At 70.7% G+C, this 15073-nt stretch carries 14 protein-coding genes; 3 read left to right on the forward strand and 11 right to left on the reverse strand.

What is annotated here, in order from left to right:
- Positions 1-316 precede the first annotated feature (316 nt).
- The gene (locus ACIREO_RS17870; protein ID WP_404110643.1) at positions 317-988 is read left to right on the forward strand and encodes a FadR/GntR family transcriptional regulator; all 672 of its coding nucleotides are present in this window, start codon (positions 317-319) and stop codon (positions 986-988) included.
- A 39-nt stretch (positions 989-1027) separates the two neighbouring features.
- Here ACIREO_RS17870 and ACIREO_RS17875 read toward each other — a convergent pair whose 3' ends face one another.
- The 5 genes from ACIREO_RS17875 to ACIREO_RS17895 form a co-directional block, all read right to left on the reverse strand.
- A complete protein-coding gene (locus ACIREO_RS17875) occupies positions 1028-2071 on the reverse strand; it encodes an ABC transporter permease (RefSeq protein WP_404110646.1) in 1044 nt (347 codons plus the stop codon).
- Positions 2068-3588, reverse strand: coding sequence for a sugar ABC transporter ATP-binding protein (locus tag ACIREO_RS17880; protein WP_404110648.1), 1521 nt, complete (start codon positions 3586-3588; stop codon positions 2068-2070). Before ACIREO_RS17880 ends, ACIREO_RS17875 begins: the two co-directional genes overlap by 4 nt.
- Before the next feature lie 2 nt (positions 3589-3590).
- Positions 3591-4631: a sugar ABC transporter substrate-binding protein gene (locus tag ACIREO_RS17885; RefSeq protein WP_404110651.1), complete on the reverse strand. Its 1041-nt coding sequence runs from the start codon at positions 4629-4631 to the stop codon at positions 3591-3593.
- 110 nt (positions 4632-4741) lie between these two features.
- Positions 4742-5521 (reverse strand): SDR family NAD(P)-dependent oxidoreductase, encoded by a 780-nt coding sequence (locus ACIREO_RS17890; RefSeq protein WP_404110653.1) that lies wholly within the window; start codon positions 5519-5521, stop codon positions 4742-4744.
- A complete protein-coding gene (locus ACIREO_RS17895) occupies positions 5518-6840 on the reverse strand; it encodes an L-fuconate dehydratase (RefSeq protein ID WP_404110656.1) in 1323 nt (440 codons plus the stop codon). The genes ACIREO_RS17890 and ACIREO_RS17895 overlap by 4 nt, the downstream gene beginning before the upstream one ends.
- 229 nt (positions 6841-7069) lie before the next feature.
- Here ACIREO_RS17895 and ACIREO_RS17900 point away from each other — a divergent pair, with 229 nt between their 5' ends.
- Positions 7070-8122: a PAC2 family protein gene (locus tag ACIREO_RS17900; RefSeq protein ID WP_404110659.1), complete on the forward strand. Its 1053-nt coding sequence runs from the start codon at positions 7070-7072 to the stop codon at positions 8120-8122.
- A gap of 83 nt (positions 8123-8205) precedes the next feature.
- Here ACIREO_RS17900 and mshC read toward each other — a convergent pair whose 3' ends face one another.
- From mshC to ACIREO_RS17920, 4 genes are all read right to left on the reverse strand, one after another.
- On the reverse strand, positions 8206-9435 hold the full coding sequence (gene mshC / locus ACIREO_RS17905) for a cysteine--1-D-myo-inosityl 2-amino-2-deoxy-alpha-D-glucopyranoside ligase (RefSeq protein ID WP_404110661.1): 1230 nt from the start codon (positions 9433-9435) through the stop codon (positions 8206-8208).
- Positions 9436-9618: 183 nt separating this feature from the next.
- The gene (locus tag ACIREO_RS17910; RefSeq protein WP_404110663.1) at positions 9619-10479 is read right to left on the reverse strand and encodes an SCO1664 family protein; all 861 of its coding nucleotides are present in this window, start codon (positions 10477-10479) and stop codon (positions 9619-9621) included.
- Positions 10443-11033 (reverse strand): DUF3090 domain-containing protein, encoded by a 591-nt coding sequence (locus tag ACIREO_RS17915; RefSeq protein ID WP_404110666.1) that lies wholly within the window; start codon positions 11031-11033, stop codon positions 10443-10445. The genes ACIREO_RS17910 and ACIREO_RS17915 overlap by 37 nt, the downstream gene beginning before the upstream one ends.
- A gap of 106 nt (positions 11034-11139) precedes the next feature.
- Entirely contained in the window at positions 11140-11850 is a 711-nt protein-coding gene (locus ACIREO_RS17920; protein WP_404110668.1) for a histidine phosphatase family protein, read from the reverse strand.
- A 52-nt stretch (positions 11851-11902) separates the two neighbouring features.
- Here ACIREO_RS17920 and corA point away from each other — a divergent pair, with 52 nt between their 5' ends.
- Positions 11903-12889: a magnesium/cobalt transporter CorA gene (gene corA / locus ACIREO_RS17925; protein WP_404110671.1), complete on the forward strand. Its 987-nt coding sequence runs from the start codon at positions 11903-11905 to the stop codon at positions 12887-12889.
- Positions 12890-12898: 9 nt separating this feature from the next.
- Here the strand turns inward: corA and ACIREO_RS17930 are convergent, their stop codons facing one another.
- On the reverse strand, positions 12899-13687 hold the full coding sequence (locus tag ACIREO_RS17930) for a ferritin-like domain-containing protein (RefSeq protein WP_404110673.1): 789 nt from the start codon (positions 13685-13687) through the stop codon (positions 12899-12901).
- Between the two features lie 240 nt (positions 13688-13927).
- Positions 13928-14980: an LLM class F420-dependent oxidoreductase gene (locus tag ACIREO_RS17935; protein ID WP_404110676.1), complete on the reverse strand. Its 1053-nt coding sequence runs from the start codon at positions 14978-14980 to the stop codon at positions 13928-13930.
- Between the last annotated feature and the right edge of the window lie 93 nt (positions 14981-15073).

Raw genomic sequence — 15073 nt, forward strand, 5'->3', positions numbered from 1 at the left:
GGGGCCGGCGCCGCGGTGCCGCCGGGGGCTGGGGTCGCGTTTTCTCGGGGGGGGGGCGCGGCGCGGGGCGGTGGGTAACCGGGGGGGGGGCGGGGGGGCCCCCCCCCCCCTTCGTTACCGTGGCGCGTCCGTACGCCGGTCCCCCGCGGGTCCGGCACGGTTCGGCGACCGGCCTCAACTCCCCGGGCTCGCGGCGGGGTCCGGCGGCCTGCTGATCGCGGACACGGGGCCTGTGACCGGGCGGGGGCACGGCGCCGGTTGCGGGCCGCATAATGGAGGACATACATCGGATGTCTTGTGTGCGAGGAGGCCCCCTATGGCCGTCACCGATGAAGCGATCGAGAAGATCAAGGGAATGATCGTCTCAGGTGCCCTGGCCCCGGGAGACCGGCTTCCCAAGGAGAGCGAACTCGCGGCCGAGCTGGGCCTGTCACGCAACTCGCTGCGCGAGGCGGTGCGCGCGCTGTCGCTGATCCGGATCCTCGACGTCCGTCAGGGCGACGGCACCTACGTCACCAGCCTGGACCCGCAGCTGCTCCTGGAGGCGCTCAGTTTCGTGGTGGACTTCCACCGCGACGACACGGTGCTGGAGTTCTTCGCGGTACGCCGGATCCTGGAGCCGGCCGCCACGGGGATGGCGGCCCTGCGCATCACGGAGGAGCAGCTGGACGCCCTTGACGCCCAACTGGACGCCCTGGGCCCCGAGCCCTCGGTGGAGGAGCTGGTCGCAGGCGATCTGGAGTTCCACCGGGGCATCGTCCAGACGTGCGGCAATTCCGTGCTGTGCTCCCTGCTGGACGGCCTGTCGGGCCCGACCACCCGGGCCAGGGTGTGGCGCGGGCTGACCCAGGAGGACGCGGTCGGCCGCACCCTGCGTGAGCACCGGGCGATTCTGGCCGCGCTGCGGGACCGGGACGCGGAGGCGGCCCGGTCCTGGGCCACGGTGCATGTGGCTAGCGTGGAACAGTGGCTGCGGTCGACGCTGTAGACGTATCGGCCCGGGGGCCGCACCCCCGGGCCTCGGCGCTCAGTCCTGCTTCTCCCCGCTCGCGAAGCGGGAGATGACCAGGGCGACGATGATGATCGCGCCGTTGAGGAACTGGTTCCAGAGGGCCGGGACGCCGCCCAGGGTCATCACGTTGACCACCAGCTGAAGCGTCAGTACGCCGGTCAGCGCACCGAACAGGGTGCCGCGGCCGCCCTTGAGGCTGATGCCGCCGATGACCGCCGCGGCGAACACCTGGAAGATCCAGCCGTTGCCCTGCGTCGCGGCGACCGCACCGTAGTGGCCGGTGTAGAGGATGCCCGCGAAGGCCGCCAGCAGACTGCCGATGGCGAGCACGGTCCAGGTGACCCGGTCGACCCTGATTCCGGCGGCGCGGGCCGCTTCCGGGTTGCCGCCGATCGCGTACAGCGAGCGTCCGTGCCGCAGCCAGGCCAGGGCCGCGCCGCCGACCGCGAAGAGCACCAGGCAGATCCAGACCGCGGCGGGCGCACCGAGCCACGAGGTCTTGCCGAGGTAGCGGAAGGACTCCGGGACGTCGGTGATGGACTTGCCCTCGGTGATGCCGATGTGAAGTCCGCGCAGCATGGTCAGCATGCCCAGCGTGGCGATGAAGCCGTTGACCCGCAGTCTCAGCATCAGGAAGCCGTTGATCGCCCCGATGGCGAGGCCGACCAGCAGACAGAGCGGGATCGCCGTCCACGTCGGGAGCGCCCCGAGACCGGCGAAGCGGCCGCCCTCGGAGGGCAGGACCAGCCACATGGCGACGACGGGCGCGATGCCGATCGTCGACTCCAGCGACAGGTCCATCCGCCCGCAGATCAGAATCAGCGCCTGGCCCAGGACCAGCAGGCTGAGCTCGGAGGACTGCTGGACGACGCTGATCAGGTTGTCCGAGGTGAGGAAGACCGGCGAGACGATGAAGCCGATCACCATCAGCACCAGGATCACCGGTACCAGCGAGAAGTCGCTCCACCGGATCAGCTTGAGCCGGCTCAGCGGGCTCTCGTCGCCCTTCGCTGTCCCGTTGAGGTCGTCGGCCGTGGACGGCCGTATCGTGCCGGTCATTCCCTCTCCCCCACACCTTCCATGGCGGCGACGAGTTCCCCGTCGGTCCACCCGCTTGCGAACGTGGCGACCACGCGCCCGTGGAACAGGGCGAGCACCCGGTCGCAGACCCGCAGATCGTCCAGCTCGTCCGAGACGACGACTGCGGCACTGCCCTCTTCGGCGACCTTCCTGACGACCCCGAGGAGCGAGTCCTTGGACTTGACGTCCACCCCCGCGGTCGGCCGGACCGCCACCAGCACGCTGGGTCTGCGGGCCAGTGCGCGGGCGACGACCACCTTCTGCTGGTTGCCGCCGGAGAGCCCGGAGACGGGCTGTTCGGGCCCCTGGGTCTTGATGTCCAGCGACTCGATCATGGACCGGGCGAACTCCCGCGTACGGGAGGGCAGTACGGTCCCCCAGGGGCCGAGCTGATCGGTGACCGTGAGGGTCGCGTTCTCGGCGACGCTGCGTTGCACGACCAGGCCCTGATCGTGCCGGTCCTCGGGGATGTAGCCGATCCCGGCGGCCAGGGCGTGCGGCACGCTTCCCGAACGCACGGCCTCGCCGTGCACCCGGACCGTGCCGCCGTCTGCCTTGCGCATGCCGGCCAGGACCTCGCCCAGTGCGGTGTTGCCACTGGCCGCGGAGCCGGCCAGGCCGAGCACCTCGCCGGGGCGCACCTGGAGATCCAGCGGTTCGAACCGGCCCTCCAGGGTGAGCCCCTCGGTGCGCAGGACAGGCTCCACCGATGCGTCGGGTGACGTGGCGGTGCCGGCGGCGTGCCAGGCGACGGCGCCTGCGGACTTCTCGCCCGTCATCGCCGCCACCAGCTCCGTCTTCGCCACATCGGCCACCGGGGCGGTGAGGACGTGGCAGGCGTCGCGGTAGACGGTGACCGCGGTGCAGAGCTCGTACACCTCCTGCAGATGGTGGGAGATGAAGAGGAAAGCCACTCCCTGGCTCCGCAGTTCCCGGAGCTTGTCGAAGAGCCGTCCGATGCCCCGGGCGTCGAGCTGGGCGGTCGGCTCGTCGAGGATGATCAGCCGTGCACCGAAGGACAGCGCGCGGGCGATCTCGACGAACTGCCGCTGCTCGACGGCGAGGTCGCGCGCCCGGGTGTTCGGGTCGACCTGAACGCCGTAGTCGGCGAGTAGCTGCTCAGCGCGCCTGCGCAGCCGCCCCCAGCTGATCCAGCGGGCTTTGTCGTCGAACCGGTTGAGGAAGAGGTTCTCCGCGACGGTCAGATCGGGGACGATCATGGACTTCTGGTAGACGCAGGCGACCTTCGACTGCCAGGCCGTGGTGTCCCCGAAGGCGGGCGCGGGCTCCCCGCCGAACGTGACCGTGCCCGCGTCCGCCCTGTGGAGTCCGGTGAGGACACTGACCAGGGTCGACTTGCCCGCGCCGTTGCGGCCGACGAGGGCATGCGACTCACCCGGCTGCACGGTGAGCTTCACCCCGTCCAGAGCGACGGTCGGTCCGAAGCGTTTGACAACGCCTTCCGCCTGTACGGCAGGTGGAGGTGCCTGGTCCATGGCTACTTCTTCTTCTCCAGCTGATTGGCCCACAGTTTCGGGTCGTCGACGTTGTCCTTGGTCACCAGCGGCGCGGGGAGCTGGTCCTCCAGGCCGTTCGGAATCTTGATGACGGTGGAGTCGTGGTCGGTCGGACCCTCCTCGAAGGTCTTCCCGTCCAGCGCCGCCCGGGCGTAGTACAGCGCGTACTTCGCGTACAGGTCGGCGGGCTGGGAGATCGTCGCGTCGATCTTCCCGGCCTTGATGGCGTCGAACTCCTCCGGGATGCCGTCGTTGGAGATGATGGTGATGTGGCCCGGCGAACCGGCGGGCTTCAGCAGCTTCTTCTGCTCCAGGAGCGCGAGGGTCGGCTGCAGGAAGACGCCGCCCGCCTGCATGTAGATGCCGTTGATGTCGGGGTGCGCGGCCAGTGTCGACTGGAGCTTCGCGGAGGCGACGTCGCCCTTCCAGTCGGTGGCGAGCTCGAACACCTCGATGTCCGGGAAGTCCTTGTCCATGCAGGCCTTGAAGGCCTCGGACCGGTCACGGCCGTTGATCGAGGAGAGGTCGCCCTGGAACTCGACGACCTTGCCCTTGCCCTTCAGCTGCTCGCCGAGGTACTTGCAGGCGTTGGTCCCGTACGCCTTGTTGTCGGCCCGCACCACCATGTAGACGTCGCCCTTGTCGGGGCGGGTGTCGACGCTGACGACCGGGATCTTCTTCTCGTTCAGACTGCTGAGCGACTCGGCTATCGCACCGGTGTCCTGCGGGGCCATCACCACGGCCTCGGCACCCTGGTCGCTGAAGGTCTGGACGTTGGCGACCAGCTTGCCGATGTCGTTCTGCGAGTTGGTCAGGGGCAGCGCCTCCACCTCGCCGCCCTTGACCCCCTTCTCGACGTAGTTCTGGTAGGAGTTCCAGAAGTCGCTGTCGCTGCGCGGCAGGTCGATGCCGACCTTCCCGCCGCCCGCGCCGTCGTCCGCACCCTCGCGGTTGCAGCCCGCGAGGGCGGTGACGGCCAGCAGTACGGTGCAGGCCGCCGCACTCGTCGTACGCACTCTCATTGGTGTCCCGTTCCTTTGTGGAGTACCGGCTCGGAGATCCGTTGGCATGTGCTGGGTTGCGGGTGGTACGACGGGCAGGGCCCACAGGCCCCAGGGCCGTCCCCTTGCGGTCAGCTGTCGGCGGGGCGCAGGCGCAGGCCCTGCATTCCGCCGTCGACGGCCAGTGCGGTGCCCGTCACGGAGGCTGCGGCGGGACTGGCGAGATAGCCGATCGCGGCCGCCACCTCGTCGGCGGAGACCAGCCTGCCCAGCGGCTGGCGGGCGTCGAGGGCGGCGCGTTCGGCGGTCGGGTCCTCGGCCTGGCCGAGCAGCCGGCCGATCCAGGGGGTGTCGGCGGTGCCGGGATTGACGCAGTTGACCCTGATCCCCTCGCGGACGTGGTCGGCGGCCATAGCGAGGGTGAGGGAGAGCACGGCGCCCTTGCTCGCGCTGTAGAGCGCGCGCTGCGGCAGCCCGGCGGTCGCGGCGATGGAGCAGGTCTGGGTGATCGACACGGCGCCCGGCCGCACGGCGGCGGCGCGGCGCAGATGCGGCAGCGCGTGGCGGGCGGTGCGGACCATGCCCAGCACGTTGATGTCCAGTACGCGGGTCCATTCCGCGTCGGCGTTGTCCTCGACGGTGCCGATCGAGCCGATCCCCGCGTTGGACACCAGGGTGTGCAGGCCGCCCAGCTCCGCGGCGGCGCGTTCGACGGCGTTCCGCACGGCGTCGTCGTCGGTGACATCGGCCTCGAGAGCGAGTGCCCCCTCAGGGGCGCCCTTGGGATCGAGGTCGAGTACGGCGACGCGCGCCCCCCGGGCGAGCAGCAGGGTCGCCACGGCGGCCCCGATACCGGATGCGCCGCCCGTCACCAGGGCGGACAGTCCCTCGAAATCCTGCGTACCGGTCATCGGTCGGTCTCCTCGGGTGTGCGGGGGGCCTGCCAGACGAGGCCCTGGGGGTAGCGGTGTGCGGCGATCGAGGCGGGGAGCATCCGGGCCGAGAAGCCCGGTCCCCGGGGGGTGACATAGCGGCCGTTCTCCACGACGGCCGGGTCGGCGAAGTGCTCGTGGAGATGGTCGACGTATTCGATGACACGGTCCTCCCAGCTGCCGGAGACCGCGACGTAGTCGAACATGGAGAGGTGCTGGACCAGTTCGCACAGCCCGACGCCGCCGGCGTGCGGGCAGACCGGGACGCCGAACTTGGCGGCGAGCAGCAGGACCGCGAGGTTCTCGTTGACCCCGGCGACGCGTGCGGCGTCGATCTGGACGAAGTCGACCGCGCCGGCCTGGAGCAGCTGCTTGAACACGACCCGGTTGGCGATGTGTTCGCCGGTGGCGACCTTGACGGGCTGCCCGGCACGGATGGCGGCGTGACCGAGCACGTCGTCGGGGCTGGTCGGCTCCTCGATCCAGTACGGGTCGTACGGGGCGAGCGCGTTCATCCACTCCACGGCGTCGGCGACGTCCCAGCGCTGGTTGGCGTCGACGGCGATCCGGATGCCGGGGCCCACGGCCTGGCGGGCGAGCGTGAGTCTGCGGATGTCGTCGTCCATATCACCGCCGACCTTCAGCTTGATCTGGGTGAACCCGTCCGCGACGGCCTCCTTGGCCAGGCGCACGAGCTTCTCGTCGTCGTATCCCAGCCAGCCCGGCGACGTGGTGTACGCCGGATAGCCCTCGGCCAGCAGCCTCCCGGCGCGCTCGGCGCGGCCCGGCTCGGCGGCGCGGAGGATGCCGAGCGCCTCCTGCGGGGTGAGGGCGTCGCTGAGGTAGCGGAAGTCGACGAGGGAGACGAGCTCCTCCGGGGTCATCCCCGCGAGGAACTGCCAGACGGGCTTCCCCGCCAGTTTCGCCGCGAGGTCCCAGGCCGCGTTGACGACGGCTCCGGCCGCCATGTGCATCACGCCCTTCTCCGGGCCGAGCCAGCGCAGCTGGGAGTCGTGCGTGAGCCCGTGGTACAGGGCGGCGAGGTCCGCGGCGGTGCGCGGGGCGGGGCGTCCCACGACGTAGGACCGGAGCGCCTCGATGGCCGCGGCCATGACATCGTTGCCCCGGCCGATGGTGAAGCAGAAGCCGTGCCCCTCCACGCCCGCCCCGTCCGTACGCAGGACGACATAGGCGGCGGAGTAGTCGGGGTCGGGGTTCATGGCGTCCGAGCCGTCCAGCTGTTCCGAGGTGGGAAACCGGATGTCGTCGACCTCGAAATCCATGACGGTCAGACTCATGTGCGCCCCCAGGGGAATAACATCGGATCTTTGCATGGTCATCCGATGTATAACCTCCCGAAGGCCCCGCGGTCCAGGGTCCGTACCAAGTTTGATCAATTTTCATTGGCACAGCTCGGATGAATCAAGAGTTTGCACGCTTCAGCTCCGCGTGCAAACGGCTGCGGCAGAACAGGGCGGAAGCCGTAAGGTTGGTCCGTACACAAGGGAACTTCGGAAGGAGGCCTGGGTGATCGAGCTCGAGGGGGTACCCGAGCTGATCGACCCGGTCATGGTGGCCGCGTTCGAGGGCTGGAACGACGCCGGTGACGCCGCCTCCACAGCGGTCGAGCATCTGGACCGGGAGTGGAAGGGCGAGGTCTTCGCGGCGCTCGACGCCGAGGACTACTACGACTTCCAGGTCAACCGGCCCACGGTGTGGCTGGACGGTGGGACACGCAAGATCACCTGGCCCACCACACGGCTCTCCGTGGTCCGGGTCGGCGGCGAGAAGCCCCGTGATCTGGTGCTGGTCCGTGGCATCGAACCCTCCATGCGCTGGCGTTCGTACTGCAACGAGATCCTGGGCTTCGCCCATGAGCTGGGCGTCGAGATGGTGGTCATCCTGGGGGCGCTGCTCGGCGACACCCCGCACACCAGGCCGGTGCCCGTCAGCGGGGTCACCTCGGATCCGGACCTGGCGAGGACCATGGATCTGGAGGAGACACGGTACGAGGGGCCGACCGGCATCGTGGGCATCCTCCAGGAGGCCTGCACGCATGCGGGAGTGCCCGCGGTGAGCCTGTGGGCGGCGGTTCCGCACTATGTGTCGCAGCCGCCGAACCCGAAAGCGACCCTGGCTCTCCTGAACCGTCTCGAGGATCTGCTCGGGATGCGGATCCCGTTGGGCGAACTGCCCGAGGACGCCCGTGCCTGGCAGCTCGGGGTCGATCAGCTGGCCGCCGAGGACAGCGAGGTCGCGGAGTACGTGCAGACGCTGGAGGAGGCGCGGGACACCGCCGAGCTCCCCGAGGCGTCCGGCGAGGCCATCGCCCGCGAGTTCGAGCGGTATCTGCGTCGCAGGGACATCGGCGGTCCCGGCCAGGCACCGGGCGGCCGTGCCACCGAGAGCGGGGACGCCTCCTACCTGCGGGACACCTCCAGCGGTCGTACGCGGCCGCCGAAGCCGCAGCGCCCGGAGCTCCCGGAGAAGGGCAAGGGCGGGCCGAAGGACGCCGACGGGGGCGACGCACCGGAGGACCCGCCGCCGGCCGGGCCGGACGAGGACTCCTCGGACGGCTGACCACGCCTCCCGAAAGGGAACGGCCCCGGACCTCGTCGATCTCTCGCGAAGTCCGGGGCCGTTCGGCGGTCAGTGGGCAGAGGTCAGAGCGCGACACCCAGCAGGGCGTCGACCGTGCGCGAGACGAGCCCGGGCGCGCCCTCGTCCGTGCCGCCGTCCGAGCTCTGTGCGGCGGCCCAGCGGTCCACGGCGGCGAGTGCGGCCGGGGCGTCCAGGTCGTCGGCCAGGGCCTCCCGCACCTCCTCGACCAGGGCGTCGCCGGAGAGTCCGTCGGGCCGGGAGACGGCCGCACGCCACCGGGCGAGACGCTCGACGGCATCGGCGAGCACCTGGTCGGTCCACTCCCAGTCGGAGCGGTAGTGGTGCGCGAGGAGGGCGAGCCTGATCGCCGCGGGGTCCACGTCGTCCCGGCGCAGTGCCGACACGAAGACGAGGTTGCCCTTGGACTTGGACATCTTCTCGCCGTTCAGGGCGACCATGCCGGCGTGTACGTAGGCGCGGGCGAAGGGGTGTTCACCGGTCAGCGCCTGGGCGTGCGAGGCGCCCATCTCGTGGTGCGGGAAGGCGAGATCCGAGCCGCCTCCCTGCACGTCGAAGCTCATCCCGAGGTGGTCGAGCGCGATGGCGACACACTCGATGTGCCAGCCGGGCCTGCCACGCCCGAGGGAGGCGCCGTCCCAGCTCGGCTCGCCCTCGCGGGCGGCCATCCAGAGCATCGGGTCGAGGGGGTTCTTCTTGCCGGGGCGCTCCGGGTCACCGCCGCGCTCGGCGGAGAGCAGCCGCATGGTCTCGGCGTCCAGGCCCGAGACCTCGCCGAAGTGCGGGTCGCACTCGACGGAGAAGTACACGTCGCCGTCGAGTTCGTAGGCTGCGCCCGCGTCACGGAGGCGTTCCACGAGCGGGACGATGCCGGGTATCGCCTCGACCGCCCCGATGTAGTGCTTCGGGGGGAGCATGCGAAGGGCGGTCATGTCCTCCCGGAAGAGGGCCGTCTCGCGTTCCGCGAGCTCGGTCCAGTCCTCGCCGTCGCGTACGGCCCGCTCCAGCAGCGGATCATCCACGTCGGTCACGTTCTGGACGTAGTGAACCTGCCGCTTGGTGTCGAGCCACACGCGTTGAACGAGGTCGAACGCGTTGTAGGTCGCCGCATGACCCATGTGGGTCGCGTCGTACGGCGTGATGCCGCAGACGTATATGCGGGCGACGGGACCGGGGTCAAGGGTGATCCGTCCGCCGGTCGCGGTGTCGTGGATCCGAAGGTCGCGGCCCTTGCCAGGCAGGGCGGGGACCTCAGAAGCGGGCCAGGCATGCATGTCATGAGCGTAACCGGATGATGCTTCCGGATACGAACCGGATGGCAGATCGTGGCCGAAGAGGCGGTCTTGCGCGGCGGGCGGAATTCCTCTACCCGCCCCTTCCCGAACCGGCACGCCGCCCCGGGCCCGCATGGCGCGGCGGGCGGGTCGCGGGCCCGGGCCGGCCCAGCGGTGGGGGCGTCATAGGGGCGGCCACGGGATCGCCGGCCAGTCACCGCTCGGCTGTGGGTGGCGGCCGGACTTGCGGAGGCTCTCCACCCGGCCGCGCAGGGCCTCGATCTCCGCCGCGGTGATCAGTTCCCCCAACCGGGTGGCCAGCACCGCGCCCGGTTCCAGGACGGCGGACAGCCGGTCGAGCACCTCGGCTGCTTCCGCCGTCAGCGGTTCGCCCGCCCAGCCCCAGAACAGGGTGCGCAGCTTGTCGTCCGCGTTGAAGGTCACGCCGTGGTCGATGCCGTACAGCCGGCCGCCGGGTGCGGGCAGCAGGTGCCCGCCCTTGCGGTCACCGTTGTTGATCACCGCGTCCAGGACCGCGAGCCTGCGCAGCCGGGGATCGTCGGCGTGCACCAGCAGTGCCGTCCTCCCCTCCCCCACCTGGGCGAGACCGACGGCCTTCCAGCCGTCCCCCGGCTCCTCCTCCTCGACGAGCGCGAGCAGGGGCGGCAGGCCGTGGGCGGGCGCCTCGGCGCCCCCGTCGTCGGGCTCCGCCTCGATCCACAGCTGGCACATCCCCTCGCCGTACGGGCCCTCCCGCAGCACCGTCGGCGGCACGAGCCCCCAGCCGGTGGCCTCGGAGATCTCGTACGCGGCGACCTCGCGCTGGGCGAGCGTGCCGTCAGGGAAGTCCCAAAGCGGCTGCTCGCCGGCGACCGGCTTGTAGACGCAGGGGCGTTCCTCGCCCTCGTACGCGACCGTGCACCGGAGCACCGCGTTGGACGCGCCCCTGACCTGGCCGAGGACCGTGAGCTCCCCCTCGGCGAGGAGGGTGCGCAGTCCCTCCTCCGTCAGGCCCCGCGACGGTATCCGTTCTGGCGCGGGCATACGTGTCCTTCCGGATCGAGAGGGAGGCTGCACAGCGGGCAGGGCGGGCGGCCCGCGTTCACGACGTCCAGCGCGCGCTTGGCGAACGCCCGTGCCTGAGCGCCGCTCAGCCGGACGCGCAGCATCGGCGGGCCGTTCTCCTCGTCCTGCAGGAGCTTTTCCTCGGCCTCGGCGAGGTCGTCCTCGGAGTCGGCGTCCAGTTCGACGAGCGCCTGTGCCTCGACGATCATGCGCTGCTCCTCGCCGTCCCAGGCGAGTGCCATCGTGCCGACCCTGAACTCCTCCTCGACGGGGGCGTCGAGGGGCGCGCTGTCCGCGACGTCCGTGGGGGCCACGGCGGGCACCGGTGAATTGCCGCCGGTCCGCCGGACGACCTCGTCGAGGAGCTCGTCGATCCGTTCGGCCAGCGCGGCTACCTGTGTCTTCTCCAGGGCCACGCTCGTGACCCGTCCCCGCGAGGATGCCTGCAGGAAAAACGTACGGCGGCCAGGCAGCCCGACCGTACCGGCCACGAAACGGTCCGGAGGGTCGTAGAGGAACACCTGACGGGACACGTCCTGTCTCCCTTGAGAATGTGATGGCGGATGGGGGCGGCACCGGGGGCCCCGCGGGATGTCCCACAAGGCCTCTACGGCGCGTCCACCCTACTGCGCGGAGCGATCACGGTGCCCCAGCGCCGCCCCCGACGGCCGCATCCGTTGCCTTCTCCCCTGCCGCGTCGGCCCCGATGGCCTGTTCACGTGGTGCCAGGGACGCGAAGTCGCCGGTGTCGCCGAGGCGGAGGAGGAAGGGACGCAGCCCCGTGTAGCGGATCGCGGTGACGGAGCACGGGTCGGCGTGGATGCGCTGGAAGAGGTCGAGATGCATGCCGAGCGCGTCGGCGACGAGGGCCTTGATGATGTCGCCGTGCGAGCACATCACATACGTGGCGTCCTCGCCGTGTTCCGCCTCCGTACGGGCGTTCCAGTCCCGGACGGCGTCGACGGCCCGGGCCTGCATCGCCCGCATGGACTCACCGCCGGGGAAGGCGGCGCCCGAGGGGTGCTGCTGGACGACCCTCATCAGCGGTTCGTCGGAGAGTTCGGCGAGCTTGCGCCCCGACCAGTCCCCGTAGTCGCATTCACTGATCCGGTCCTCGGTGTGCAGCGGGAGGTCCGGGCGGGCGTCGAGCAGCGGCTGGAGGGTCTCGCGGCAGCGCTGCAGCGGGCTGCTGACAGCGGCCACGAGCGTGAGGGCGGACAGCCGTCCGGGGAGCGCGGCGGCCTGTTCGGCACCGCGTTCGTCGAGGGAGACCCCGGGGGTCCGGCCCGCGAGCACTCCGGAGGTGTTGGCGGTCGAGCGTCCGTGACGGACGAGGATGAGCGTGGGCATACCCGCCAGGGTAGAGGTGCGTGAACCCTGCGCGGCAGGGAAGAATGCGCGGGTGATCGTCGACTGCGGAATCTACCGGGACGGGCGCCGGACCGAGGGCCCCGCCGACTTCTCCGATGCCCTCGACGAGGCACGCGCGACCGGGGACGCCTTCGTCTGGATCGGGCTGCACGAGCCGACGGAGAAGGAGTTCGACCTCGTCAGCAGCGAGTTCGGGCTGCATCCGCTGGCGGTGGAGGACGCCCTTCGCGCCCATCAGCGGCCGAAGCTGGAGATCTACGACGACTCGCTGTTCGTCGTCATCAAGCCGGTGGTCTACGAGCAGGAGAGCGACACCGTGAGCGCCGGTGAGCTGATGCTGTTCATCGGGGATTCCTTCGTGGTGACGGTGCGGCACGGCGAGGGCGCGCCCCTCTCGGCGGTGCGGCGCCGGCTGGAGGCCGAGCCGGAGGTCCTCAGGCACGGGCCCACGTCGGTGCTCTACGCGGTCAGCGACGAGGTGGTGGACCACTACATCGAGGTCGCCGCGGAGCTCCAGGTCGACCTGGAGGAGCTGGAGGCCCAGGTCTTCGCCCCGACCGGGTCCGCGGACTCCAAGAACACGGCGGCGAGCATCTACACGTTCAAGCGGCAGGTACTCGAGTTCCGCCGGGCGACCAACCCGCTGAGCGCACCGATGGCGCGGCTGTCGAGCGCGGGCGTGCCGTTCGTCGACACCGGTTCCCAGCCGTTCTTCCGGGACGTGAACGACCATCTGACGCGGGCCGTCGAGCATGTGGAGGGGCTCGACCGGCTGCTTTCGGACATTCTGTCGGCGCATCTGGCTCAGGTCGGCGTCCGGCAGAACGACGACATGCGAAAGATCTCGGCGTGGGCCGCCATGGCCGCTGTGCCTACCATGGTGGCCGGAATCTACGGGATGAACTTCCGCCACATGCCGGAACTCGACTGGCCGTGGACGTACCCGGCGGTGATCGTGCTGATGGGCCTCGCGGTCGTCGGGCTGTACCGGCTGTTCAAGCGCCGGGGCTGGATGTAGCGCCGGGGCTCACGCGTACTCGGTCTCGGGTACGGCAGGTCCGCCCAGCGCGTCGCGCACCGCCGGCTGTTCGAGGCTCACCATGCGCCGCCAGCCCACCAGCCGCTCGTAGGCGTGCATCGCGTGGATGCCCGCGACGAGTACGGCGGACTTGGCGCGGGGCCAGCCCAGCACGGCGCCCATGTGGCCCATCACCGCCAGGCTGACATCGCGGTACACCCGGATCTCCGCCTGGGCGCACTCCCGCAGGACGGACTGGATGGTCCGGCCGTGGCCGGCCCGGGCGAAGCGGAGGAGTTCCTCGTGGCAGTACGCGAGATGGCTGTCCTCGTCCCGCGAGATCATCCTCACCGCGCGGCCCAGGACGGGGTGCCCGGCGAAGTGCTTGAGCAGGAGGCGCATCTGCTCGGAGGCCCGCTGTTCGGTGACCCTGCTGTGGGCCAGGTAGACGATGACGTCCCGTTCGGTGAGCGGTTCCTCACGGCTGAGCCGGTCGTGGGCGAGACCGATTCCCCGGCGTTCCAGCAGGAGGGTGTAGTCGGTCTCGGAGGGCACCGTCACGGGCTGGAGTCCGCGCTGCTTCAGCAGGGCGTTGAAGATCCGGCCGTGCTTGTCCTCGTCGGCACCGTGCCGGGTGACCTTGGGTGCCATCTCACGCAGTCCCGGGGGGACGAGCGCGGCGATGCGTCCGTTCTCCCAGCCCCCCTGCGTCTCCCCGCCGGCGGCGATCGAGCAGAACAGCCGGAACGACTCGTCGTTGTCGAGGATCTCCTGGAACAGGCTCTTTGCCGAGAGCATCACTGCCACCTTTCGCACCGGTGTACGCAGAGGCACAGTCAAATTCGGTACGCGTCGGTAGGCAACACGAGCGGGGCCGGGCGGGGCCGAACGGGCGCCCCGCGGCGGCCGGACCTGCCCGGGCGTCCCGGGAGGAGTACGGGGCGTAACCCGGCAGCCCCGCGGCGCGTTGTCCGTGTGACGGCCGTGGCGGGGAGGACCCCCCGAGCCCCCACCACGGCCGTAGTGCTGCGCCCGGTCTTACGCGGCGAGGCCGGAGCGCTCCAGGGCGTCGGTCCCGGCGCGCAGGGCCGCGAGCCGCTCGTCGAGCGTGAAGCCTGCCGGCGCGAGGGTCAGCGTCGTGACGCCGGCCGCCGCGTACGCCTGCATCCGGTCGGCGATCCGGTCCACCGAACCGAGCAGCGTGGTCTGGTCGATCAGCTGGTGCGGTACGGCGGCCGCCGCGCCGGACTTGTCGCCGGACAGGTACTTGTCCTGGATCTCGGCGGCTTCCTTCTCGTAGCCCATGCGCTGGGCGAGCTGGTTGTAGAAGTTCTGCTTGCGGCTGCCCATGCCGCCGACGTACAGCGCGGTGTAGGGCCGGAACATGTCGGCGAGGCCGTTGATGTCGTCGCCGACGGCGAGCGGCAGCGTGGGACAGACGTCGAAGCCGTCCATGGTCTTCCCGGCCTTCTCGCGCCCGGCCCGCAGGTGCTTCACCGCGGTCTCCTCCAGGTGGTCGGCCGAGGGGAAGATCAGCAGGGCTCCGTCGGCGATCTCGCCGGTCTGCTCCAGGTTCTTCGGGCCGATCGCGGCGATGTAGAGCGGGATGTGCTCGCGCTGCGGGTGGACGGTCAGCTTGATGGGCTTGCCCGGGCCGTCGGGCAGCGGCAGCGTCCAGTGCTCGCCCTCGTAGGACAGCCGCTCCCGGGTCATCGCCTTGCGGACGATCTCGACGTACTCGCGGGTGCGTGCCAGCGGCTTGTCGAACTTGACGCCGTACCAGCCCTCGGAGACCTGTGGCCCCGAGACGCCGAGGCCGAGGCGGAAACGGCCCCCGGAGAGCGAGTCGAGGGTGGCGGCCGTCATCGCCGTCATGGCGGGCTGCCGGGCCGGGATCTGCATGATCGCGGAGCCCACGTCGATGGACTCCGTCCGGGCCGCGACCCAGGCGAGCACGGTCGGCACATCGGAACCGTACGCCTCGGCCGCCCAGCAGACGTCGTAGCCGAGCCGGTCGGCCTCCTGGGCGACGGCGAGGTTGTCCCCGTCCATCCCCGCACCCCAGTAACCGAGATTGATGCCGAGCCGCATAGCCACACTCCCTCTACTGATCAGTAACGTTCCTCTGCCCGGGACTCTAGCGCGGAGCGCCGGAAACCGGCAGGCTCGCCCCCGGGAGCCCGG

This window comes from Streptomyces sp. NPDC102441, from assembly GCF_044765585.1.
Lineage (GTDB): Bacteria > Actinomycetota > Actinomycetes > Streptomycetales > Streptomycetaceae > Streptomyces.